We start from the raw sequence: 22977 nt of genomic DNA, 5'->3' as shown, positions 1-22977 counted from the left end.
AGGGCCATTTTTTATGCATTAAGTAAACGGCTTAATAGGCATAATGAAGATTTTGTTTAATACACAGGCAATGATAGTTTTAAAAAGTTCGATTTTCTTGTTGCGAAACTTTTAAAAATTAAGAAGAGTGATTTGCTATGAATAATAAGAGAGTTATAACCATAAAAAAGGCGCGGAACTCAACTTAAACGCTTTCAAGGTACTGGTATACCCTACGCACGAATAAGTGAGCCCACGCCATAAGACGTGAGCATCTTACTTATCATCTCGAGCGTTTAAAAATTACCAGTTTTTGAAAACGAGATTCAAAGCGAATGCTTCAAATATTTTTATATGAAGAGTCGCAAATATAATTTATTATGAACAAATATAACAAAATATTTCATAATTCGGATTTAAATCCGAATTATTTTATCCTCTTGGGATTTACTTTGTTAAGATGAAGAGTACAAACCGTATTATTGTTGACTATATAAAGGATGAATGGGTTAGCAAAGCTAAGTCCCAGAGTTCTTTTGCTGTAGAACATAATCTTGATGAAAAAACTGTCAGAAGTATAAAAAATGATCCAAATTACAATATAAGTTTTGAAACGATAAATAAGATCTGTGAGGCAAAAAATTTGAAACTATCAGAATTTTTTAAATTAACGGGATTATAAAAAATATGAAGATGCTCTAAGCATCTTTTTTTATGCCGAATTGAATTTAAAAACAGGTATTTATACGGTAGTCATTTCAATAGCAAAAGAATTATTTTGCGACTTATTAATCTATCGGATTACGGAAAGCCTTAAATAAGTAAAGGATATTATACGGCGACAGTGCCGATCTAGAAACATTTATATCAGTTAAACAATAAGACTTAAAAGCTACATTGTGCTAATATCGGTTTGTCAGTAGAAAATGAGAAGTTAAGCTATATAAAAGTTAACAATAAAGAACATTTAACTTTAAATTTTATAAATATGAGCAATCAAAGACCACCAAACGGACCAAGTACAACAGGCAATTCTTCTGGAAAAGGAAGAGGAAATAATCCTCCAAGTAAACCTTCTAAACCTTCAACACCTAAAACTTCTAAATAAATTTAGAGTAAAATCAACTAACAAACATTGGTTCAAAGAAATATCAGTAAAGTAAAAAGATGCCAAATTGGTATCTTTTTTTATGCTTAATAAAAATTTAAAACAGGTATTTATACTGTATAATTTTATTTCTTAAATAAGTATTTTTATGCTAAAAATAAGTGGATTAACAAAAAATGTAAGTCAAAATAAATTTTAGTATAATTATTATTTAAGAGTATTTTTTGCTAATCTAGATAACGATTAATCATAAAATCAATTATATGGACAATCCCTTTTATATGCAGCCAGAACTTCGATATGGTGCTCCGGTTTGCGATGAGATTTTAACTGGTAGGTTTTTTACCATTGGATATTCTTGGTACTTTAGACAAGCAAAATGGACATTGGAAATTATAAACAGAAATAGTTATCTTGTAGACACTGTGCTTACACCAGTTGAAAGACTAGATAATTTTAGAGCGGATATAAGAATTCCAAAACGATTTAGGGCAGGTTTGGATGAATATAGAGGCAGTGGATATGATAGAGGGCATCTTGTGTCAAGTGCAAATCAAATTAATCAAGCAATTCAAAATAGTGAAACCTTCTTACTATCCAATATGACTCCTCAAAAAAAAGAGTTAAATCGAGTCATGTGGAGCAAATTAGAAGAAAAAGTAAGAGTACTTAATGCTAAACCAGAAATTTTAGAAACGTATGTTCTATCAGCACCGGTATTCTATTTTCAAAGACCGATCGAAACAATAGGAACACCTGATGATTTAGGAATAGATATTCCTATACCTCATGCTTTTATTAAAAGTATTCTTGCCGAAGATGTTAAGGGTAGATTGTCTCTATGGACTTTCTTAATGGAAAATAAAGAATTAACTGGAAAAATTGAAGATTATTTAGTAAAAACTTATGATGCAGAACAACTTGTAGGTGGACGTTTTTGGGATAGAATAGGTGGTACTGACATGCACGATCAAAAGAGAATAATAACAGCGATTTGGGATTATTAAAAGATTTTTTTAAGATTAGGAAAACAAAAAAGATTAAAAAAGGTTTTGTATGTTTGATATTGGTATTAATCAAGGTTTAAAACAAATCTATAAGTTAAGTCAGTTAAATCCATTCTATATTATTTATAGTAGTCTGCAAAAAAAAAATTAAAAAAACACTTATGTCAGGAATTAGAGCGTATACATTTAGAGAAGGAGATAGATCAGAATACTTAGCAAATTATCTATTGTCTGGATTAGGTATAGTTACTCCAGTACCGAGACAAGAAGATACGGGATTTGATTTCTATTGTCAACTTGCTGATCAAGAAAATGGAAATTTAAGCTTTGGTTTTCCTTTTATTTTACAAACAAAAAGTGACACAAGTTCAATAACTCATGGAAATGAAGATCCAAAAACCTGGAAAAAAGAGAATATTGAATGGCTGAATCGCTTAAAACTACCTTTATTCTTTGGTGTTGTAAATAAAAAAGATATGGTAATTAATATATATAATTGCTCAGCCTTGCGCTTTATTTTTATTGAAAATCCTGATGCATCAGTTATTGAATTTAAACCAAGAGATAAATATTCAACAGATGATGTATCAAGACCAGCAAGGACAAAATTAGATAAATTTCCTGATGATAATTCAAAAGGTGATGGATATAAATATACAGTTGATTTAGGTAATCCATTAATTTCAATAAGTAATGAAGATATTTATGATAAAAATATACTTAAGTTTAAAAAAGATATTTTAAGAAATATGATAGCAATGGAACAGCTTAACGACTTATATAAAAATCTTGCGGTACCTCATTTCCATTGGTCATTAAATATTGAAACGAATATTAGCTTTAAAGCAGGTTGGATATATTTGACAAGTGATAATCCAACCTCAATTCAAAATCATTTTAGAACTTTAGGTCCTGCATTAATTTCTTTAGCACTAAATTCTTTTACTTGTGGCCAACAAGAATTAATTGATAACTTAAAACCATTAATAAAACAAATTCCTGAAGAATATATAACTCAAGCGCTTAAAGATAAAAATCCAGACATTTTTATATAAGCTATAACTAACAGGAGCTAATCTCTAAACGGATAACTTTTAAACAGAATTAGGTTTTGCGAAACGATAATTCATGGTCATTTGCTAAATAAGCTAATAAGTTAATTCCTCATTAAATCGAACATTGTAATAATCTTCTAAAAAATCATCTATAATATTCTTATCGGGTTCGTTGATAAGAAAATGGATCTCATTTTTAGTAAAATTTGGAATTCCAAAATTATTTATATAATTTCCATTTAAAGAATAATAATTTGCAGAATATGGTTTACTTGTGGTTTTTATATAGAACCAAAATAAACGCGATTCTAATATCTTTTTGATTAATTGCATTTCTTCATTGGAATGTCCTACAATTGCTTGACCATTATAAAATAACAAATCATCATCACCACTTATAAGATAACTAGGTGTTATGTCGGAAAACTTGGGAAAAAATAATTTATTACCGACTTTTTCTAAAGATTGTGTTCTTCCAAAGGCAAACCATTTTTCATAGTTTCCTTTTCCTTTATCTCTTTTTGATAATTCTTCTTTCTTTTTCTTCAAATATTGATATGCATAGGGAAATGTATCTTGCAAGAACTCTTCTTGTAAAGCCTTTGGTTTCCTTTCATTGTCATAGGGAAATAATACTTTTTCCCTTACCTCATCAAAATTAATACTTCTACTTAATTTGTTTGAGTTAAGAATATCTTTGCATATCCCTTTTTCGATAGGATATAAATTTCCATTCTGAAGGTATAAGAATTCATCATCTTCCGCAACGGGTTTAAAAATATAAAGATCATTCCGTAATGTAGCAATACCATGTCTTGTCTTATAAATTTCTCCGAATGGAGTCCCTACAGATTCTATGCGAGATATAACTTCATTATTATTTAGATTCCAACCTTTTTTTGCATCTAAATTTCTATAATTAACTCTAGAGTATAGACTCCTATTTCCTGGTAATTCCTTTTTAATTGATTTGTAATATTCAACAAAATTTTGCTCATTGTTTTCTAAAAAGCATATACATGTGTAAGTACTTTTCGATTTAAATATCTGAAGTGTACCAAAATCAATGATTCTAATAGAAGCTCTATTATCTTCAAAATACTTTCTTAAAGCTCTTCCATTTAAGCTTTTAAAAAATGAATTCATTGTAATATAGCCTAGAATTCCATCAACGGCAAGATTTTCATAACCAATCTGAAAGAATGGAATATACAGATCTGGATTACCAGAATTACAAACGGACCAATTCTGTAGATTTTCCTTTATTACATCTTCCAAATTTCTTGCACAAACATAAGGAGGATTTCCAAGTATGACTTGAAATCCTTGAAAATCATTATATAGGTCCTGCCATTTAAAAGTTAACGCATCTCCTTCATATAAATTAAACTTAAACTCATCAACATCTTCTCCCTCTGACAATGCTAATAAACACAATAAAATTTTACTACGAGTTATAGAATATTTCTGAATATCAAGTCCAAAAATTTGATTTTGAAAAATAACCTGATAATTATGGCCTGTTCGTCTTTTAATCTCTTTTGCTGCATTATATAAAAATCCACTACAACCACATGAAATATCCGCAATTTTAGCATTGATAAGTTGGTTGCCTACTTTTTTGAAAGTTTGTGAAATGATATAAGAACGAATTTCTAAAGGTGTATAAATTGCACCATTTACAATTCTATCAGATGGAGAAATAACAAATTCAAAAAGCTCAATTAAATCTTCAAGTTCAAACTTTAATATTTCTTGATTGACTATTGAAACAAATTTGTTTAGGCTAGAATATTCCTCAGTATTAGCCTCTAAAATTTCATACTGTTTCAAAAAAATATTATTATTAATTCTTAAATTATTGACTTTTATAAAAGTGGAAACAATAAGTCTATCTACTTCTAATGGAAGAGTAGAATATGATTTTAAAAATTTTAAGACTTGTTGTTTCATTAATTATTGATTTGTTTTTAAATAATCAAGATAAATAGTAAATTCCTCTGCTAATTCACTATGGATTATTCTTAAATCATTTTTTATTTTAATGTTATTGGGATTATTAATTGCAACTCGTAATTTATTCAACCTATTAAGAATTTCATCAAGTTTCCATATTATCCTATATCTAGAAAGACCTAATTTTAGTTTATCAAACATATAGTTAGCTTCTTTAGAATTTGCCTTAGCTGCAATTGAACCATCTGCATTTCTTTCAAAATGTTCATTAAAGTCAATATTGCAAGGATCTAAATAATCCCCTTCATCATCAGATTTCAAAATGTTTACATATGAGCAACAATAGACTAAATTACCATAATCCGTTTCTAATGCTGGATTTTTTGAAAATGGTTTAAAATGGTCAATATGAAAAGTATTTTTTCCACCAAACCAAAAATCTCTACAATCTGTATAACCACATTTTGAACTAAAATCTTCTGCTAAATATTTTTTAAAACTTCTATAATTAGCATAAGTTTTTGTACAAGTACGTACCGGTGTATGTTCTCTAAATCTAATTACTGCCATCATCTAACTTTTTAAGAAGTTCATCCACTTTGTCAAGCATACTATCTAATTTTTCTGAATTAGAAAATGATTTGAATTCAGATGGTATAATATTCTGTGCGTCAATTGATCTTTCTAAAAAATCATCAAGTTCAATAATTCTTCGTTCAATATCAAAATTAGCATTACCGTTTTTCCTAGCTTCAATTAATTCAGCTAATTCACTTTGAGCATTTTGAATTCTTGATTTATAATGTTCAATCTGTTTAACAAGTCTATCTGTAAATTTAACTTTTGCCTTTGTATCCTCAATTTCAGTAGTCATTAGACTTTTTGTGTAAACTAAGTTTACATCTTCACTGTCACTCACCGCATCTTGATCTTTCGCTGTCAATACAAAACATGGAAACTTATTCCTAATAGAAAGAAAATCTTCAACTAATTCTACACCATTATAAGGGACATTATATCCTAACGCACCAATATTTTCATTAAGCAAAAAATCACTAACTATTACATCAGGATTGATTTTAATTATTTTATCAATCATTTCTTCTTTATCACCTAAAGGTAATTGAGTGATAACTTCAAAAATGTTGTTACTATTAGTATCATCAATATAATTCAAGAAGTTTTCTATTTGTTCTTGATCTTCATCGATATAAAGTAATCTATACATAATCTTTTTATTTATTATATTTAATTGGGAAAGTTATTCTTAGACCGAAACCAACTTCCGGATATAGAAGTCTAATATTACCATCGTTTTCATTAACAATAGATTTAATTAACCACATACCTAGACCTGTTCCTTCTTCCTCACCGGTATACAGATTTCTTCTAGTTGTAAACAAAGGCTCGAAAATCTTTTCAGGTTCAGTTATATCCTTTGAAAGACCTGGTCCATTATCGATATAATCAATAACTATATTTTTTTCATTTTGATTTATTTTTACTTTAATTTGCCTTGGTCTATTCTCTTTTGAGATTATGAAAGCATCTATAGAATTCACTAATAAATTATTAAAAATGCTATCTAAGTCAATTTCAAAAACCCTCATATTTACTTCTTCAACTTCTGAGAGATCGTAATTAATTCCTTTCTCGTTTAATACAGTAAGCCAATCATTCTTATAATTTGTGAAATATGGTTTAAAAGAAAGTTGTCTTCTTGTCCTTTTGTCTTTTCTTGTCGCTCCTAATGAAAAATTAAGCCAATTTTGAATTTTAACATCCTGAAGTTTAATACGTTCTATTAGCTTAAAAGGATTCTTTCTATCTTCAATGTTATCATAATCACTTTCAACTATTTTACTTACTAAAAGGTTTTTCAAACGATCTGTTCTTACTGCCAACATGTCATTTAATTTACTCAAATCATGACTAAAAGATGCTAGAACTATTCCACTACTTGCTAAAGCTCTCAGCATTTTTTGCTCTTCTTTTAATTTTTCTATTTCTTCTTCTTTTCTATCTAATTCACTTGCAAGAATTTCTTTCTCCTTTTCTGATTCAGTTTCTTGTGAATTACTAGTTTCATTTAATGGCGTCGGATTATTTGCTGACGCTTCTTTTTTAGCTCTACTTTTTGCTAATATTTCATTTTTAAGTTTTTCTGCTTTTTCCCGATCTCTTTCAGGACCATACTTTATATCGTCATAATCTGACATCTCTCTGGCTATGTAAGCTCTGTCTTTTTCGAATTCTGCTATGATTTGAGTTAATAAAAGCGTAAAAATTCGAAAGGTTTTATTTTCTTGTAAACCTTCACGACTTGACTTATCTTCAAAATCAACATTTGTTAAACGAGATATATTTACAGCTCCGGCAACATTATCAGGTTCAACTTTGTATCCACCTTCTTTCTTTGCTACACTTGCAGGACTTTGTGTCTTTCGACTCCCTAAACCTAACCAGTCAAAGGCAACATTATTTACTTCACCGTATGGTCTTACTCTAAAATTATCTCTTACAAGTTTAACTCCTCCGAATTTGTTCAGCCAATCCTTTCTGTTATTTGACATGAAACCTCTTGTAAAGAATTTTTTTGTATCAATAGAATTGGACTGTCTTTTTAAGAAATAAAATGAAAATCTAAATAATCCTATATTCTTGAAAGTATTATCTTCATCTATATCTTTATAACCTTTTAATAATTCCGCGAAAGTTGTTGATTTTTCCCAATATCCTTTAATGAAATCACTCTTACGGTAATTTTCTTTTTGTAATGCCGCTCTTTCGAAAAAATCATTAGGAATTAATTCTACCGCATATTCATTTCTAAATATTTTTATTTTTACGTTTTGGTTGTCATCAGCTACGGCAACTAACTTATAATCAAAATCATCACAAACTGAGCCTAAAACTTCACCATATTTTGATTTAGTCAAAGAACTAAAAAGAAATATTTCAAAATCTCCAACCTCTTTTGGAGGTACTAATACTTCTAAGTCATTGAATACTTGTTCAACAAAATAGTCGTCCCAATTATCTCTTAAGTTTGTTATTTTTAGAATTGTTCCAAATTTAAACTCTTTTTCAGATTCTATCTTTGACAAATCAATATCTGGTATCTTTTTTATTAGTTCTTCCTTAATAGAAATTGATTGTAATCCAGTTAATATTGCTCCAACTTTATCAATAGTCTTAAAATCACCTTCGAAATCTTCCCAATTAACTAGCCAATTATAACCTGTAAAATTTGTCAAGGTTTCATTAATATCAGTATCTGGTTTATGAACATTAGGATTTGAATTAAAAATAGTTGTCATTTCACATTTACCTCCCAATTTGTCTAATGCAAACCTGCCAATACCTTTAGCTCCTGATTTTACTCTGCCTTTTTTTGTAAAGATATCATTAGCTTTATTATCTGTACCAATTGTCATCCAATGTTCTCTTATTATATTTTGAGTCATTCCTTCACCAAAATCAATAATGTAGAGTGCTGAGAATTCTGAAATGATATTTTTAAAAGCTAGTTTCTTTTCTTCATCTAATTCAGTATCTATTATATAATCACCTTCTTCGTTTCTCTTATAAACTTCGTTTAGTTGCTCGTCAGAAACCCCTAAATTCAAAAGCCCATTAAAGTGCTCTTCATCAATTTCGTTTAAAATGGAAGAATATTTATTATCAAAATAAACTATACAAACTTTACTATCAGCATCATAAGCATTTTTTACAAGTTCGATAATTGCTCCTTTCGAAGTAGCAACATTCTCTCTACCTATAAGCCTTGCAGTCCTAGCAGAAACTCTAAACGGAATAACGATATTTTCTGGATTAAGATTTTCCATCAATTATTTATCATTTATTAATTCAAAAATATTAATTTTTAATAATTCAGAGATTTTAACCAATGTATTTAAGTTTGGCTATACGTCATTTGTACACCATCGAGAAATAGTAGCTTCATTTTTCCCTAATTGCTCAGCTAATCATTTACTAGTTAAGTTTTTTTCTGCTAACACAGCCTTTAGTCTATGTAATTGCTTTTTTACTCATGAAAATTGCATATTATGCAAATGTATTCAATGTTGAACAATTACCATATTAATATTTTACATTAAATTATTTTATAAGTTTTTTAGTTATACCAAATGTAAATACAATATCTTTTCCATTACTTTCAATGATAGTGAATAATTGAACTGTCGATGATGACATATTGACAAGGATAATTAATTATTGATATTTATATTAATTATTTTCAAGTTTCTTTTTGAAAGCAAAATCAATTTTGAAATGTGAAGTAATCTTTTTTTACCTAAAATATAAGTTCGGCAAAAAAAGAATTAATTGCCAATGTTATATAGTTGTCTTAAAATAAAACTTGCAATGAAACATACATAAAGTATTGTAATTAAAATTAAAAACAGGTATTTATACTGGACAATTTTATTAATGAAAAGAATTAATTTGCTAATAAAAAATACTGTTATGGAAAACCGTAAAAGATAGATTTTTCCAATTATTACTTTTATAAAAATTTTAATTAAAAATAATTAATTATGAAGAGATTTACTGTTAGAGTGCAACTACATACTAAAGAGGGTAAGCAATATGAATTAGACTCTGATACTTATAAAGTCTTACATGCTGCAATGGAAGATTTAGGCTTTACTAAAACAATACAATCAACTACTGGGAAAACCCATGATTTACCTTCAGCAGAATACAATTATATATCAAGCGATGATTCTATCACAAAACATGACATATTGGGAGCAGCTAAAAAAGCTGGTAAGGCTACTGGACAAAATTTTTCAATTTTAGTAAATCCTATTGCGGATGTTGGCAGATGCTGGTACAACCTCGATGAAACCGAAGAAAGTGAAGATTAGTTCTAATACAATGTGGCGCAGAATTTGCTTAAATAACAAGCTAAACGACTAAAAGGTAAAAGTTTCAGACTTCAAAAATTTAAAAAAGGGCTGCGTTTATAAAACTATAAAACAGCCCTTTACAGTAAGAATGAATTATTTTTTAGATTCTTCGATAGAAATTTTTCTAAACTCTTTTAAAAGTTTTTCAATTTCTAAAGTTGATTTACGAGCTCTAGCTCCCGCTGCTTTAACACCTTTATCAATTAATGATTCAGATTCTATTTTAAATGTTTCGATTTCGGCGTTTATTTTTGCTACTAAATCTTTCATGATATTTTTTTTAAATTTAAGATGGCAAAAGTAAAGTTTTGCTTTTTTATAAAGCAACTTTACGACAAAAATTAGAAAAATTTTAATTCGTATTTCCTGAATTACTGAACCTCATTTTCTTGTGACATCTTATTTAGTTCTTCAATAAAATAAGACGTTGGACACCCGGCTTCTGCAAAAAAAGCCTGAGTAAATGTTTTAGTACTGCTAAAGCCAACTTCTTCAGCCAATGCACTATTGGAATATTTTCTTATTCTACTATCCTCTTTTAACAACTTTATTAGATAATTGATTTTAAGATCAGCAATGTATCTCACAAATTTCTTTCCTCTGTATTGATAAATTATCTGTGATAAATATTTTGGATTGGAATTGAAGATAGCCGCAAGCTTTGCGGAAGTTAGGTCTTTTACTAGAAATTTTTTATCCTTTTCAAATTTTTCCAATTGCTTAAGTATATCTGCAATAGTATCTTTATTTATATTTCCAATTCCCTTACTTACATTTTTGACTTCCACTTTAGAAACGGACTCATTTTTTGCCATCAATTCCTCAAATTTTTGCCTGTAAACATTCTTATTTCTGATATGCCTGTAAGCAATGAATGATACGATTAAAAATAATACTAATACGATACCAGTAAAAATGAAATCATTATACTTCCTCTGATTAAACAAATCTTCAATATCCTGCTTATCTTTTAGTAATACTTTCGTGTCATACACTTTGTGAACTCTGCCGGAAAGATAGATGAACTTGTTGTCTAATATACTGTCTGCCTTTAATAACTTATCCGTATAGTAGAGCTGTTTATGAAGATCTTTTTTAGATTTATAATACTTTAATAGTAACTCGTAGTTCTGCCGTAGATCCGGGCGTATATACTCTTTATCATCAAAAATCTTGTCAACTTTAAAAAAATATGGCAAAGCCATTTCAGGTTTGTGAAGATTCCAGTAGCTTTTACCAATATAAAAATATCCAACAGACTCATTACCAAAATCTTTATTTTTCTTTATAGATGGAATTGCATAATTAATTTTTTTTATAGCTTCTGCATAGTTGTTTTTAAAGTACTGATTGATGCCTTCTGAATGAATGAAGTAATCTTTAACTTCATTATTGTCTAATCTTATTCCTTCCTGAATACCTTTTTCATTTATTTCAGAACATAAGCCGTAATTACCAATTCTGTTATAACACAAACCGAGTAAATGCAATGAATTTAAGTATGCTCTTGAATTCTTTTCATTAAAATAATCAATGCATTCAGTATAGAGAGAAATTGCCTCATCATAGAATCCGAGATAGTACTTTACACCAGCAATATTATATTTAACCTTATAAGTCAGATACTTGTCGCTGGTTTTCGAAATATAATTATCGGCTACAAGATAATTATCAAGAGCATGTTTATGTTTTTTCTGTCCATAGTAAACAATTCCTTTTGAAAGATAAGCAGAGCCAATAAGAGCATTATCATTGGCTTTTTTAGCAGTATAAATCATACTGTCAGCATATACTAATTTTAATTTTTCAGGAGAATAGAATAAATAATTTTTATATCCATTTACAATTTCCTTGGAATTTTTATCCGTTTTTGCCTTGTTCAAAAAGTATTGAAGATAATATGCTTGTTTTATTTTATCCTCAGCCGTAGCTTCTATACATTCAAAAAGGTAATCATAACTTTTTCTTTTAAGCGTATCGAAAATTTTCGATTCCATTTCCTGCGCATACAATTGATTTCCAAAGCAAAGAATTACTAATAATATATAATTTTTAATCATAAGTTAAAGTAAAAAATGAGACATTATTTGATGTGAAAATGCATTTTTATCAGCGAAAAACACTATTTGGTAAAAATAATATTGTGTTTTGTTCAAAACAGTATCAGTAATAACGCAATGCATTGATAATTAGTGTGTTTTTGATTAAAAAAGGTGTGTCGATTTTCGGAAAATCGATACCCTAAATTCGGAAAATCCACATACAACGTTTTGCAAATCAAAAAATCTACTTCTAGATTTGTTTCGAATTCAATAGCAAAAAACATTTGGCATCGTGCCGGATTAAAGTTCTGCTAACCCGGGTGAAATGAACTGACTGAAAAAAAACAGTCTTTACATTTAACACTTTTAATCATGAAAAATCTTTTATTATTGCTAGTTGTATTAGCATCACTACTTGTTTCTTGTACCAGTGAGAGTATTGATAATACTAAAATTTTAGATGATGGTCTTATTGAAAATAAATTTAAAAAAACAGTAAAGCTACTTCAGACACTAAGTCCTGAAAATCCGGCTAATGAATATGACATAGCAGGTAAAATACATAATGACATCCTTGATGTTTACTTGTCTGGAAATTATAATTTCAATACGATTGCTCAAATCAGCCAAAAAGTAGATTCTATCTCGGTTCTGAATAACGATCTATTAAATATGGCAACAAGTCTTCCCTGCAACTTTCAGGAAATTCAAGAAATTGTCGATGATCCTCAAATAAAATTAGAGCAGGCGATTGCATATTCCTCAATGACAAATGCCGCTAAAATTTCTCTTTCCAACTTTATGGATTCCATACTGTTATGGGAAACTAATGAATATGCTATCATTCATCAATCCATAGTCTCATTCGAGGCTTCCGTTATATCCAACACACAGTTTAGCAATGAGGATAAGAGAATCATTCTCACGACTTCCTCTATAGCAAGATATTCATCGTATTATGCTAAAGAACGCAAAGATAAGGATTGGGAGACTTCTGTTGGAAATCGTGTTGGAGCGGTACAAGGTGCAGTAGCAAATTCTTCAACTGCGATTAATAAATCAATAGTGACAGGACTCATAATTCAAAATCTCCAAACAGAATAGTTATGTATATAACTGAGTCGATTGAAAAACAATTGCAATATGTGTATTGCGTGTTTTTGATTCTTTTCAATATTGTGAGCCTTTATTTCATCATAGATCTTTTATCCTATGATGAAATAATAGGCTATTTAACCGATGGCGGGATAAAAACTGATTCTCCCCGAAAATTGGCATATCTATTTTTTGTAAACGGCATTTCAAATTTATTTTTCGTTTGCGTTTCATTGATGGCCAGATTATTTGATAAGTAATACTTTCTAGTACAATTAAACATTTTAAAGCGCTTATTTTGGCATCTCTAAAATCAAAATATAACCCATCAGGCTTACAAGTCTACATCTTCGAAACGTTCTCCTCCAGAATTGCTTTTAAAGAATCAATTATGTTGAATCGATTTACCGTTTTGATTATAAATTCCGGAGCAGTATGCCTGTTGGTCAACAGTAAAAAGATTCATTTATTTATCAACGAACTAATCGTTATTCCAAAAAAGTCTATTTGTGAAGTTTTAATAATGAGCAATCAATTGCAGATTTGCCAGCTTTCATTCTCTTCGGAGTTTGCTTTTACTAATAGTATAAGATGGCCGCACATAGGATATTTTGAATTTTTTATTGCAAAAAATACTTCCAAGATTTTTCTCAAAAATAAAGAAATTGGATTACTTGTAGATTTACTTAAATTAATCAATAGTAAGGTCAGAAGTTCAAATAAGAATATTTTGAAAAAAGAAACATTGCTTTTGAGTTTTAATCTTTTCCTTTACGAACTGGCTGGAACATATTATCGATCATCCTGGTATGATAATGTCAAACATACCGGTAATGAAAAAATAGTTATCCATTTTTTTAGGTTATTAGAACTAAACTGTAGAAAAGAACACAGTGTGAAATTCTATGCAAATAGCCTAAATGTTTCTACAGGACATCTTACTAAAACTGTCAAACGGATTACGGAAATCACAGCGAAACAATGCATAGAAAATGCAATCATTCTGGAGGCCAAAATCCTGCTTCAAAATAATGATTTAACCATTTTATATATTTCAGAAGAACTGAAATTTGCCAATACTTCTTTTTTCAGTACTTTTTTTAAGAAGCATACTTCCCTGTCTCCTTCCGAATACCGTTTACAATTAAATTTCAATTAAATACTAATATAATAAATGTTTTGACTGGGTTAAGAATGTTCTATAAGTAATGATTTAGAGTACTGTCGATTGCAAGTCGAGAGAAATATTTACTAAATAAAAGTAAAAGAAATGACTCAAACCTATCTTTTAGAATGGATGGACTTAACGGTGACTTCAACCCTTAATCCTAACAAAACCGATCTTACTATGATTTCTCCAATTCAATCAAGAGAGATTATTGAAAAAGCAAATGAACAAACATTTTTTATTCAATCACAGTTTACTGTACAGGTTTTTTCACTTACTAAGGAGAAACAGATAAAAATTTTAGTTGGAAATTATTATTCCACATTACTATTTCTTTTAGACAAAATCACAGAAATAAATAATAGTAGCGATTTACAGAGAGATAATCTAAAAGAAGTAACAACTACTTTAATATCCTGTTTGAATGAATTAATAATTTTTGTAGAATCAAGATTCTCAAACTATTTAACTGCCCCTTTTCAAATTGTTGAAAGGAAGACAACTAGTCCGATAGTAGTGAATGCCCTTTCTGGTAAAGTTTTATGTAAACTTTCAACCGATCAAACAGCCTTAATATTAAGGGCATCCGATGAATTAAAAATTCTTATTTCAAAATCAATGAATCATTTATTTAAAACAATAGTTCCTTTTTTATCCACTCCAAACAAAGTAGATCTGTCTTATAATGCCATGCGGAGCAAAGCTTATGTTTTTGAAGAAAGGGATAAGCAAATAGCAATTGAAACATTGGAACGCATGATCAAACAGATCAAAGAATATTAATAATTTAAAATTTAAAAACATGAAAAAGCTATCTTATATTTTAACTACAGTGATTTTAATAATCACAAGCTGTGAGCCTAAAAAGCTGGATGAGAAATTGGCTACTGCTCTTATTTTGGAAAAAAAACATTTTCCTACTATTGTAAGCCATGATATTTTCTGCGGTGATCCGACGCATGCTTATACCATTTTCAAATCCGGACTCGTAGAAAAAGGATTTGTAAAAGTACTTCAAACCAGAAAATTTGGTGATACAACTTCGTTTGTGAGTTTTACTCCTGCAGCAAAACCGTATTTACTACATACACCAGCAGATGATAAAATGAGTAAAATACAGCGCGTAAAAGTAGCTGATGAAGAATTTGGAGCAATCAAAGAAATAAGGATGATGAGCACTGGTAATAAGGCAATTGTAGAATACACTACAATTCGAAGAAAGAATATTTTTGCTGCTGCCATTAAAAATGGTTTGAAAGACACACTCAATCATGAAGTATATTTTATACTAACAGATGATGGCTGGAAGCTCATGGATAAAAAATCGGAAATTGAGTTTTTATCTTATTAAGATAGAAATTACGATCCTAAAACGATTTATTTTATCATCAATTTGGCCTCCCACTTGGGAGGCTTTTTCATTTTTTAGTTTTTTTTTAGTTTTTTTCTCCTTGATTTTACTAGGGGTTCAACGGGGTACAACGGGGGTACAACAAAAAGTTGTACTTGTGGCAATTTCATCTGTATCGTTTCTTTGCCTTGTAATGATGAAGATCCGGAATTGGAATTGTCCATTTACTAGGATCGAAACTAATGTAGAACGATAAAATGATGAGGTATGTTTACAAACATTTCATGGGGTAATTACATAGTTGTAGTTATTCTGCTATTGGCAAGCTGGTATTTATTTGTTGTATTTCGATTTTATTTTGATGAACTCAAAGAAATTATAACAGGAAAGCGGAAACTTCAATTCCGTGGATTTGAAAATGCAATCTACCAAGATATTGAACCCAAATTAAAGGATCATGATTCTCCTGAACTGACTTCAAACCAAACTTCTTTTGGAGAATTTGACACCACTTTTCAGGACGTTGATGTTTTGGTGGCAAGATTAAAAACTTTTATTGCAGATGCTGCAAAGAAAAAATTAGTCAAAAAAGAATTTACCTATTATCTGCAGCTTCTCCTAAGAGAATTTCCTTCAGTGAAAAATTCCCCTTTTAATTCTTCGATAAGCGAATTGATAGTCTCAGAATGTGAGAAACTCGAATCAATTACTTTAACCCAGAAGGAAGCAGAAGCCCTTTGGGAATAAACTATAAAACAACATAACGGAGGAATCGCCCCTGTCCATCCCGGCGCAGTAGGACAGATGTAACAGGAAAGTGGAACTGTGACAGCGGCTACACCTCCGTTTTTTATCTGATTTTTTAAACTTTAAAATAAATGTGCGATGAAAAAATGGAACTGGAATTTTAAAAAGTTTATTGAGCAAAAAACAAAAGGTATCTGTATGCTTCTGGCACAATTGCTTTTTGTAATAAGTTATGAAACCTATGCCCAGGATGGCCTGGCAGGAATTAACGAAGCCAACCAACAAGTTCGAAGTTACTTTGATGCAGGAACGGAACTAATGTATGCAGTAGGAGCGTTACTCGGATTAATAGGTGCTGTGAAAGTATATCAAAAATGGAATGCAGGTGATCCCGATACCGGAAAAGTAGCGGCAGCCTGGTTTGGAAGTTGTGTTTTTCTGGTGGTAGTGGCTACCGTAATCAAATCCTTCTTTGGGATTTAAAACATATCGCTATGGAAGATTTACTCAAAGAAAAGTTATGGTTTTATATTATCCATAACAATCCCGATTTGATGTTTACACTACAGGAAGATTATAGTGTATTGGATTATCTCAATGAGAAAATAAGTAGTGTAAAATTCATATTAGAGGATATGTTATCTGATGGTACACCTCAATATATCATCGAAGAAATCTGTCTCAATGTACTTACCGAAGATCTGAAACCTTCCCGGTTTTTATATATCCGCTCCCTGCTTTCAGATGAGTTTTATAAAACCTATGCCGCTTTTCAGGAATCAGGTATCCTGACCTATGAGGTAATCAACCTTATGGAAAGCTGCAGGCCTATTTTTGAAACCATTGGTTTTACTAAAGAAAATGAAGAAGATCCCACTTTGAGAAATGCCCTTATTGGTCAGATTGCTGACTATCTGAATTGAGCTATTTATAGCATGTAGTATGAAAAGGAGTAATTATGGCTTACAATCTATCCCAAAAACTAAGTGCCAATATCAAGGCGATTACCATTGCAATGCAATGGCAGCAAGGTGATGCTTTATCGGCAGAAGCAGTTGACGCGCTTAAGGCATATGCCGGCTTCGGAGGTATCAAGGCTGTATTATACCCAAATGGCACTACCGAAGACTGGATAAAATCCGGCGCTACTAAAGAAGATCTGAAGCTGCATCCGGAAATGACACGTCTACATGCAATACTGCAGGAACACTATTCTGAAAAAGATTATAATTCAGTTGTTTCTTCACTTCGTAATAGTGTCCTTACCGCATTTTATACACCGGAAATAGTACCGAGCACCTTGTACACTGCTTTGGAAGAACAAGGTATTAATCCTAAAAGATTATACGAGCCATCAGCAGGATCAGGCATTTTTATCACTGAAGCAGACAGTGCATTTTCAAGTTTGGAACAAATTACTGCTGTGGAAAAAGACCAATTAAGCGGACTGGTACTTTCAGCATTAAACAGTACACTTTCAACCCAAAATACCACTCATGTAATAGGACTGGAAGAAGCTCCAACAAATGATAACGGCAGTTATGATCTTGTGGTCAGCAATATTCCTTTTGGTAATTTTTCTGTGTATGACGAAACCTATCCCGATAAAACGATTTCAGGAAAAATCCACAATTACTTCTTTGCTAAAGGACTGGACAAACTGGCTGATGGTGGTCTTATGGCATACATAACTACAGACGGTTTTTTGAACAGTCCTTCCAATCAGAGTGTACGAGCATATCTTTTTCAAAAAGCAGATTTTGTGAGTGTCGCAGTTATGCCTGACAACCTAATGAAAGAAACAGGAAACACCGATGCTCCAAATCATTTGCTTATCGTCCAAAAAAATGGAAACAAAGAAAGGCTGTCAGACAATGAAAATGAACTGCTGCAAACCGTTGAACTCGAAAATGAATTTGGAAAATACAGTATTAATAAATATCTGCACAATAGAGAAGAGCTCATAATTGGGAATGAAATACAAGCCGGTAAAAACCAATACGGACAGGCGCACCAAAGCGTGAGACAAAACGGTGATATTAATTCTATTGGAAACCGTCTTGTAGAAAATATTACCAAAGGATTAAAAGAAAACTTTAACCCGGAACGCTTTGAACAGGCTCAAAAAACAGAGATAGTTCAGCCCGCTGAAGCAATCGGGCAAAAATTCTCTTATCTACCCATGCCTGAGAGTAAAGCAAGCGGTATTTCAGTGCAGCTTGGCTTGTTTGATACTGTGCCTGCAGAGAATATCAACCGTGCTATGGATTACATCAATCCTCTCGATGAAACTGTAGTGGATAAAAAAACAGCACGAATACTCAGTACCATACGCACTAATGATAATCCCTCGCATGAAAATGTAGTGCTTATCGCTGCTAAACAAAACAAGTCCAATCGGTATTTGTATAAATTATATTCGAATGTAAAAGAAATAGATGGCTTTTCAGCGAATTGGATGAATGGCGGATTACTGCCGCATGAGTTATTGGCTTTATCCAATACCCTTCAATACTATAATCACAAGTATATTTATGAAGGAGATAAAACCCTTGAACCTGCTTTTAACCTTGAAAAAAGACTTTATGAAGAAGTTGCTTCATTGAAATCTTTTTATACAGAAGGTACTCTGGTTAGAGTTGGAGAATCCGTTGGAATTATCAGTAATATCAATGAGCAGCACAAACAAGCCTTTTTCCAACCATTAGTATCACAAGGTAATCTGAAATTCTATGATTCCTATATTGCTATTCGGGATCATTATCTGGAATTGTTTGAGAAAGAGCAATCAGATAAAGCTGGCAGTGAACAGGTTCGGAAAAATCTGGATGAGCAGTATACCAAATTTGTTTCCCACTATGGTATTTTGAACGGTGCTGAGAATCGCAGGTTAATCATGCATGATTCCGCTTTCGGTTTCACCATTCTTTCTTCATTGGAACGTAAAGAAGGCGAACGTTATGTGAAGTCGGATATTTTAATAGAATCTGTAGTAAAACAGCAAGAGCGCTATTATACAGATGATCCTGTTGAAGCGCTGGCCCGAAGTCTGAATGAAAAAGGAGCTGTTGACTTAGGATTTATAACTGCTGCAACAGGACTTGAACAAAACGAGGTTATAGAACGTCTGAACCATCATATCTATTTGAATCCTACAGATCAGAATTGGGAAACTTCAGACCTCTATTTAAGCGGCAATGTTGTAGAAAAGTTACAACAGGCTAAACAGGCTGTGCAGCTATATCCTGAAAACACGCAATATTACAAAGGATTGAAGGCACTTGAAAAAGTACAGCCAGAGCTTATCCCTTTTGAATTACTCGATTTCAATCTTGGCGAGCGATGGATTCCGAACCGATACTATGAAAGTTTTGCCGGAAAATTATTTGACCAGCCAACTGAAATTAATTATTTCCCATCACTGGATACCTTTAAAGTAAGTACAGGTCAAAATACCAAAATAGACAGAGAATTTTCGGTGACTCCAAAAAGCGGCAGAACCACTTATGGCTACACAATATTGGAGCACGCCCTCGAAAATACGGCTCCTTTTTTTACCTATGAAGTTGAGGGAGCAGGTGGCAAACCCATTCGACTGCCCGATAATGAAGCTATTCAGCTTGCCCATCAAAAAATTGAAAACATCCGTAATGGTTTTATTGAGTGGCTGCAGGAATTGCCAATAAATGACAAAAATGAATTGGAAAATCTCTATAACAATACGTTTAATTGTTACGTATTGCGAGAATATAATGGAAGTCATTTGAGCTTTCCGGGTTTGGATAAAAAAGCCCTGGAGATTGAAGACTTGTACAGTTCTCAGAAAAATGCAGCATGGCGTATCATTCAGAACCGTGGCGCTTTAATCGATCATGAGGTTGGACTTGGAAAAACATTAACCATGATTGTGGCTGCCAATGAAATGAAACGATTAGGGATTATTCATAAACCTGCAATACTGGCATTGAATGCCAATGTAAATCAAATTGCAGCAACCTATCGAAAGGCTTATCCCAATGCACGAATATTGGCACCTGGTGAAAATGATTTTACCCCGGCCAAAAGAATGAGACTCTTCCATGAGATTAAAAATAACAATTGGGACTGTATCATTTTAACCCACGATCAGTTTGGTAAAATTCCGCAGTCACCCGAAATACAAAAAGAGATCTTACAAAATGAGTTGGATAATATAGAACGGGACCTTGATACAGCCAGAGATCTGGGAGGCGATATCTCCAAGAAAATATTAAAGGGTCTTGAAATACGAAAAAATAATCTGGACGGCAGACTAAAAACACTGCTAAAAGATATAGAAGATAAAAAGGACAGCGGCATCAACTTTAAAGAAATGGGTATCGATCATTTGTTTGTAGATGAATCTCACAAATTCAAAAACCTGACTTTCACTACCCGTCATGACCGTGTTGCCGGAATTGGAAATATGCAGGGAAGCCAAAAGGCACTTAATATGTTATTTGCGGTACGCACGCTTCAGGAAAAATTCGATTCGGATCTGTGTGTAACCTTTCTTTCCGGCACTCCAATATCCAATAGTCTGACAGAAATGTACCTGCTTTTCAAATACCTGCGCCCTAAAGAAATGGAACGCCAGCATATTGAAAACTTTGACGGGTGGGCAGCTGTTTTTGCCAGAAAAACGACTGATTTTGAATTTTCTGTCACCAATGAGATTATTGCCAAGGAGCGTTTTCGCCATTTTATTAAAGTTCCGGAACTGGCACTGTTTTATAATGAGATTACCGATTACAAAACAGCCAAACATATTGATCTGGACAAACCTGACATTGAGGAACGGCTTATCAATATCAGCCCTACACCTGAGCAAAGTGAGTTTATTACCCAGCTCATGCAGTTTGCCAAAACAGGTAATGCGACACTTATCGGCAGGGCACCCCTTACCACGCAGGAAGATAAAGGCAGGATGCTTATAGCTACTAATTACGCTAAAAAAATGGCCGCCGATATGAGGCTGATAAATGAAGGATATGGTGATCATCCGAATAATAAAGTGAATACATGCGCCAGAAATGTGGCTGAAATTTATCAGGCTTCCATCGAGCATAAAGGTACTCAGATTATTTTTTCGGATATCGGGACACCCAAGCCGGATGACTTTAATATGTACGATGCCCTTAAAGAAAAACTGGTAAGGGATTTTAATATCCCGGCTCACGAGATTACCTATATACACGACTGGACTGATAAGAAGAAGCCAGAGTTGTTTTCTAAAATGAATACCGGTGAGATACGTATTCTTTTGGGCAGTACAGAAAAAGCAGGTACCGGGCTTAATGTGCAGAAGCGTGTTGTGGCAATGCATCATATGGATATTCCCTGGAGACCATCAGATCTGGGACAACGCAACGGCCGGGGCAGCAGGCAAGGTAATGAAGTCGCCAAACAGCATTATGGGAATAAAGTAAAAAATTTCATCTATGCAACAGAGCAATCCCTGGACAATTACAAATTCAATCTACTCAAGAACAAACAGACTTTTATCAGTCAGATGAAAAACTGTGAACTTAATGTGAGGACTATTGATGAGGGGGCCATGGATGAGCAAAGTGGAATGAACTTTTCAGAATATATCGCAGTATTATCAGGTGATACTTCATTACTGGAAAAATCAAAATTGGAGAAAAAAGTAACGGTAATGGAAAGCCTTAAAAAAGCACATTACAAGGAGATTTCCAGAACTAAATATCAGGTTGAATACCTAATGGAGGAAAAAGGAATCACCTCTAGAACACTGGACAAACTAACTGCAGATCACAGTTTTTACAAAAACAATCTGAAGTATGAGCCTGATGGTTCCAAAGCAAATCCTATAGAGTTGTATGACTGCAAGACAGCAGATCCTGAAAGTATCGGCAAAGAAATTATCCTGCTCTATAAAAACTGGAAACCTCCCGAAGGAGAAAACCAGGCCAAACAAATTGGGAAGTTATATGATTTTGGACTCTATATAAAAAGAGAACGTGAAGCCTATCAAAATGATGGTTTGTACCAGTACCGTTACTCCAACAGCTTTTATGCACAACGTTTGGAAGATGGTATTAAATATACTTCCAATGGAGGAACTCCAAATGTGGATAATCCTAAATTGGCAGCCCGTCATTTTCTAAATGCTATTGATAAGGTGGAACACCTCACGGCAAAATACCAAAAGTCCCTGAATGATATTGAAAACCAACTGCCGGAATTACAAAAATTAACCACAAGAGTATTTAGTCAGGAAGATGAGCTGCAAAAAATGAAAAGCGACCTCTTTAGTCTGGAAAGGGAAATTGCCCTGAAAATTCAGGAGAACCAATTGAAAGAAGCCAATCCTCAAGAGGCTAGTCTCAGTAATGAAACAAAATTAACGGTTACAGCCCCGGTAATTCAACTGCCAATAAAGAACAGTGAGGAATCACAAGGTCTCAAAGTGGCAGAAAGTAATACTGATAAATGGCAGGAGCGCTCATTTTCAGAAATGAGACGCAGCAGCAGGATGAAATTTTAAAAT

Annotated in this window: 18 protein-coding genes; 12 read left to right on the top strand and 6 right to left on the bottom strand. The window is 32.1% G+C overall.

The features are described from left to right. Nucleotides 1-439: 439 nt before the first annotated feature. From ACHRVZ_RS05555 to ACHRVZ_RS05545, 3 genes are all read left to right on the top strand, one after another. Nucleotides 440-661: a helix-turn-helix transcriptional regulator gene (locus tag ACHRVZ_RS05555; protein ID WP_073409934.1), complete on the top strand. Its 222-nt coding sequence runs from the start codon at nucleotides 440-442 to the stop codon at nucleotides 659-661. A gap of 689 nt (nucleotides 662-1350) precedes the next feature. Continuing rightward, entirely contained in the window at nucleotides 1351-2094 is a 744-nt protein-coding gene (locus ACHRVZ_RS05550) for a DNA/RNA non-specific endonuclease (RefSeq protein ID WP_395421201.1), read from the top strand. 161 nt (nucleotides 2095-2255) lie between these two features. After that, nucleotides 2256-3149, top strand: coding sequence for a hypothetical protein (locus tag ACHRVZ_RS05545; RefSeq protein WP_395421199.1), 894 nt, complete (start codon nucleotides 2256-2258; stop codon nucleotides 3147-3149). Between the two features lie 93 nt (nucleotides 3150-3242). On the opposite strand, the gene ACHRVZ_RS05540 is transcribed toward ACHRVZ_RS05545, so the two are convergent. From ACHRVZ_RS05540 to ACHRVZ_RS05525, 4 genes are read right to left on the bottom strand one after another with little or no spacing between them, the layout of a single operon-like run. Beyond that, nucleotides 3243-5102: a class I SAM-dependent DNA methyltransferase gene (locus ACHRVZ_RS05540; protein ID WP_395421198.1), complete on the bottom strand. Its 1860-nt coding sequence runs from the start codon at nucleotides 5100-5102 to the stop codon at nucleotides 3243-3245. Between the two features lie 3 nt (nucleotides 5103-5105). After that, complete coding sequence (locus ACHRVZ_RS05535) at nucleotides 5106-5675, bottom strand: hypothetical protein (protein WP_395421197.1); 570 nt, start codon at nucleotides 5673-5675, stop codon at nucleotides 5106-5108. Then, the gene (locus tag ACHRVZ_RS05530) at nucleotides 5662-6333 is read right to left on the bottom strand and encodes a hypothetical protein (RefSeq protein ID WP_395421196.1); all 672 of its coding nucleotides are present in this window, start codon (nucleotides 6331-6333) and stop codon (nucleotides 5662-5664) included. Before ACHRVZ_RS05530 ends, ACHRVZ_RS05535 begins: the two co-directional genes overlap by 14 nt. A gap of 7 nt (nucleotides 6334-6340) precedes the next feature. After that, complete coding sequence (locus tag ACHRVZ_RS05525) at nucleotides 6341-8953, bottom strand: ATP-binding protein (RefSeq protein WP_395421195.1); 2613 nt, start codon at nucleotides 8951-8953, stop codon at nucleotides 6341-6343. Between the two features lie 714 nt (nucleotides 8954-9667). Here ACHRVZ_RS05525 and ACHRVZ_RS05520 point away from each other — a divergent pair. Beyond that, complete coding sequence (locus ACHRVZ_RS05520; protein WP_395421194.1) at nucleotides 9668-10000, top strand: hypothetical protein; 333 nt, start codon at nucleotides 9668-9670, stop codon at nucleotides 9998-10000. Between the two features lie 135 nt (nucleotides 10001-10135). Here ACHRVZ_RS05520 and ACHRVZ_RS05515 read toward each other — a convergent pair whose 3' ends face one another. Next, entirely contained in the window at nucleotides 10136-10312 is a 177-nt protein-coding gene (locus ACHRVZ_RS05515; RefSeq protein WP_395421193.1) for a histone H1, read from the bottom strand. A gap of 101 nt (nucleotides 10313-10413) precedes the next feature. Further along, nucleotides 10414-12102: a tetratricopeptide repeat protein gene (locus ACHRVZ_RS05510; protein WP_395421191.1), complete on the bottom strand. Its 1689-nt coding sequence runs from the start codon at nucleotides 12100-12102 to the stop codon at nucleotides 10414-10416. A 354-nt stretch (nucleotides 12103-12456) separates the two neighbouring features. Between ACHRVZ_RS05510 and ACHRVZ_RS05505 the strand changes: the two genes are divergently transcribed. The 8 genes from ACHRVZ_RS05505 (at nucleotide 12457) to ACHRVZ_RS05470 (ending at nucleotide 22974) form a co-directional block, all read left to right on the top strand. Continuing rightward, on the top strand, nucleotides 12457-13188 hold the full coding sequence (locus ACHRVZ_RS05505) for a hypothetical protein (RefSeq protein ID WP_395421190.1): 732 nt from the start codon (nucleotides 12457-12459) through the stop codon (nucleotides 13186-13188). Between the two features lie 382 nt (nucleotides 13189-13570). Next, complete coding sequence (locus ACHRVZ_RS05500) at nucleotides 13571-14338, top strand: helix-turn-helix domain-containing protein (RefSeq protein WP_395421189.1); 768 nt, start codon at nucleotides 13571-13573, stop codon at nucleotides 14336-14338. Between the two features lie 111 nt (nucleotides 14339-14449). After that, on the top strand, nucleotides 14450-15130 hold the full coding sequence (locus tag ACHRVZ_RS05495; protein WP_395421188.1) for a hypothetical protein: 681 nt from the start codon (nucleotides 14450-14452) through the stop codon (nucleotides 15128-15130). 19 nt (nucleotides 15131-15149) lie between these two features. Continuing rightward, nucleotides 15150-15698: a hypothetical protein gene (locus ACHRVZ_RS05490; protein ID WP_395421187.1), complete on the top strand. Its 549-nt coding sequence runs from the start codon at nucleotides 15150-15152 to the stop codon at nucleotides 15696-15698. A 267-nt stretch (nucleotides 15699-15965) separates the two neighbouring features. Then, entirely contained in the window at nucleotides 15966-16445 is a 480-nt protein-coding gene (locus tag ACHRVZ_RS05485; RefSeq protein WP_395421185.1) for a hypothetical protein, read from the top strand. Between the two features lie 198 nt (nucleotides 16446-16643). Next, on the top strand, nucleotides 16644-16928 hold the full coding sequence (locus ACHRVZ_RS05480; protein ID WP_198529594.1) for a DUF4134 domain-containing protein: 285 nt from the start codon (nucleotides 16644-16646) through the stop codon (nucleotides 16926-16928). Between the two features lie 11 nt (nucleotides 16929-16939). Further along, the gene (locus tag ACHRVZ_RS05475; RefSeq protein ID WP_395421184.1) at nucleotides 16940-17368 is read left to right on the top strand and encodes a DUF1896 family protein; all 429 of its coding nucleotides are present in this window, start codon (nucleotides 16940-16942) and stop codon (nucleotides 17366-17368) included. Nucleotides 17369-17403: 35 nt separating this feature from the next. After that, a complete protein-coding gene (locus ACHRVZ_RS05470) occupies nucleotides 17404-22974 on the top strand; it encodes an Eco57I restriction-modification methylase domain-containing protein (RefSeq protein ID WP_395421183.1) in 5571 nt (1856 codons plus the stop codon). Nucleotides 22975-22977 lie beyond the last annotated feature (3 nt).

The organism is Flavobacterium sp. FlaQc-57, assembly GCF_044007395.1.
Classification (GTDB): Bacteria; Bacteroidota; Bacteroidia; order Flavobacteriales; family Flavobacteriaceae; genus Flavobacterium.
This window is presented reverse-complemented; position numbering and strand designations above follow the sequence as displayed.

What these genes read in the sequence shown, in the direction of transcription:
- ACHRVZ_RS05555 (WP_073409934.1), top strand. Translation starts at nt 440, where the DNA reads ATGAAGAGTACAAACCGTATTATTGTTGACTATATAAAGGATGAATGG.
- ACHRVZ_RS05550 (WP_395421201.1), top strand. Translation starts at nt 1,351, where the DNA reads ATGGACAATCCCTTTTATATGCAGCCAGAACTTCGATATGGTGCTCCG.
- ACHRVZ_RS05545 (WP_395421199.1), top strand. Translation starts at nt 2,256, where the DNA reads ATGTCAGGAATTAGAGCGTATACATTTAGAGAAGGAGATAGATCAGAA.
- ACHRVZ_RS05540 (WP_395421198.1), bottom strand. Translation starts at nt 5,102, where the DNA reads ATGAAACAACAAGTCTTAAAATTTTTAAAATCATATTCTACTCTTCCA.
- ACHRVZ_RS05535 (WP_395421197.1), bottom strand. Translation starts at nt 5,675, where the DNA reads ATGGCAGTAATTAGATTTAGAGAACATACACCGGTACGTACTTGTACA.
- ACHRVZ_RS05530 (WP_395421196.1), bottom strand. Translation starts at nt 6,333, where the DNA reads ATGTATAGATTACTTTATATCGATGAAGATCAAGAACAAATAGAAAAC.
- ACHRVZ_RS05525 (WP_395421195.1), bottom strand. Translation starts at nt 8,953, where the DNA reads ATGGAAAATCTTAATCCAGAAAATATCGTTATTCCGTTTAGAGTTTCT.
- ACHRVZ_RS05520 (WP_395421194.1), top strand. Translation starts at nt 9,668, where the DNA reads ATGAAGAGATTTACTGTTAGAGTGCAACTACATACTAAAGAGGGTAAG.
- ACHRVZ_RS05515 (WP_395421193.1), bottom strand. Translation starts at nt 10,312, where the DNA reads ATGAAAGATTTAGTAGCAAAAATAAACGCCGAAATCGAAACATTTAAA.
- ACHRVZ_RS05510 (WP_395421191.1), bottom strand. Translation starts at nt 12,102, where the DNA reads ATGATTAAAAATTATATATTATTAGTAATTCTTTGCTTTGGAAATCAA.
- ACHRVZ_RS05505 (WP_395421190.1), top strand. Translation starts at nt 12,457, where the DNA reads ATGAAAAATCTTTTATTATTGCTAGTTGTATTAGCATCACTACTTGTT.
- ACHRVZ_RS05500 (WP_395421189.1), top strand. Translation starts at nt 13,571, where the DNA reads ATGTTGAATCGATTTACCGTTTTGATTATAAATTCCGGAGCAGTATGC.
- ACHRVZ_RS05495 (WP_395421188.1), top strand. Translation starts at nt 14,450, where the DNA reads ATGACTCAAACCTATCTTTTAGAATGGATGGACTTAACGGTGACTTCA.
- ACHRVZ_RS05490 (WP_395421187.1), top strand. Translation starts at nt 15,150, where the DNA reads ATGAAAAAGCTATCTTATATTTTAACTACAGTGATTTTAATAATCACA.
- ACHRVZ_RS05485 (WP_395421185.1), top strand. Translation starts at nt 15,966, where the DNA reads ATGTTTACAAACATTTCATGGGGTAATTACATAGTTGTAGTTATTCTG.
- ACHRVZ_RS05480 (WP_198529594.1), top strand. Translation starts at nt 16,644, where the DNA reads ATGCTTCTGGCACAATTGCTTTTTGTAATAAGTTATGAAACCTATGCC.
- ACHRVZ_RS05475 (WP_395421184.1), top strand. Translation starts at nt 16,940, where the DNA reads ATGGAAGATTTACTCAAAGAAAAGTTATGGTTTTATATTATCCATAAC.
- ACHRVZ_RS05470 (WP_395421183.1), top strand. Translation starts at nt 17,404, where the DNA reads ATGGCTTACAATCTATCCCAAAAACTAAGTGCCAATATCAAGGCGATT.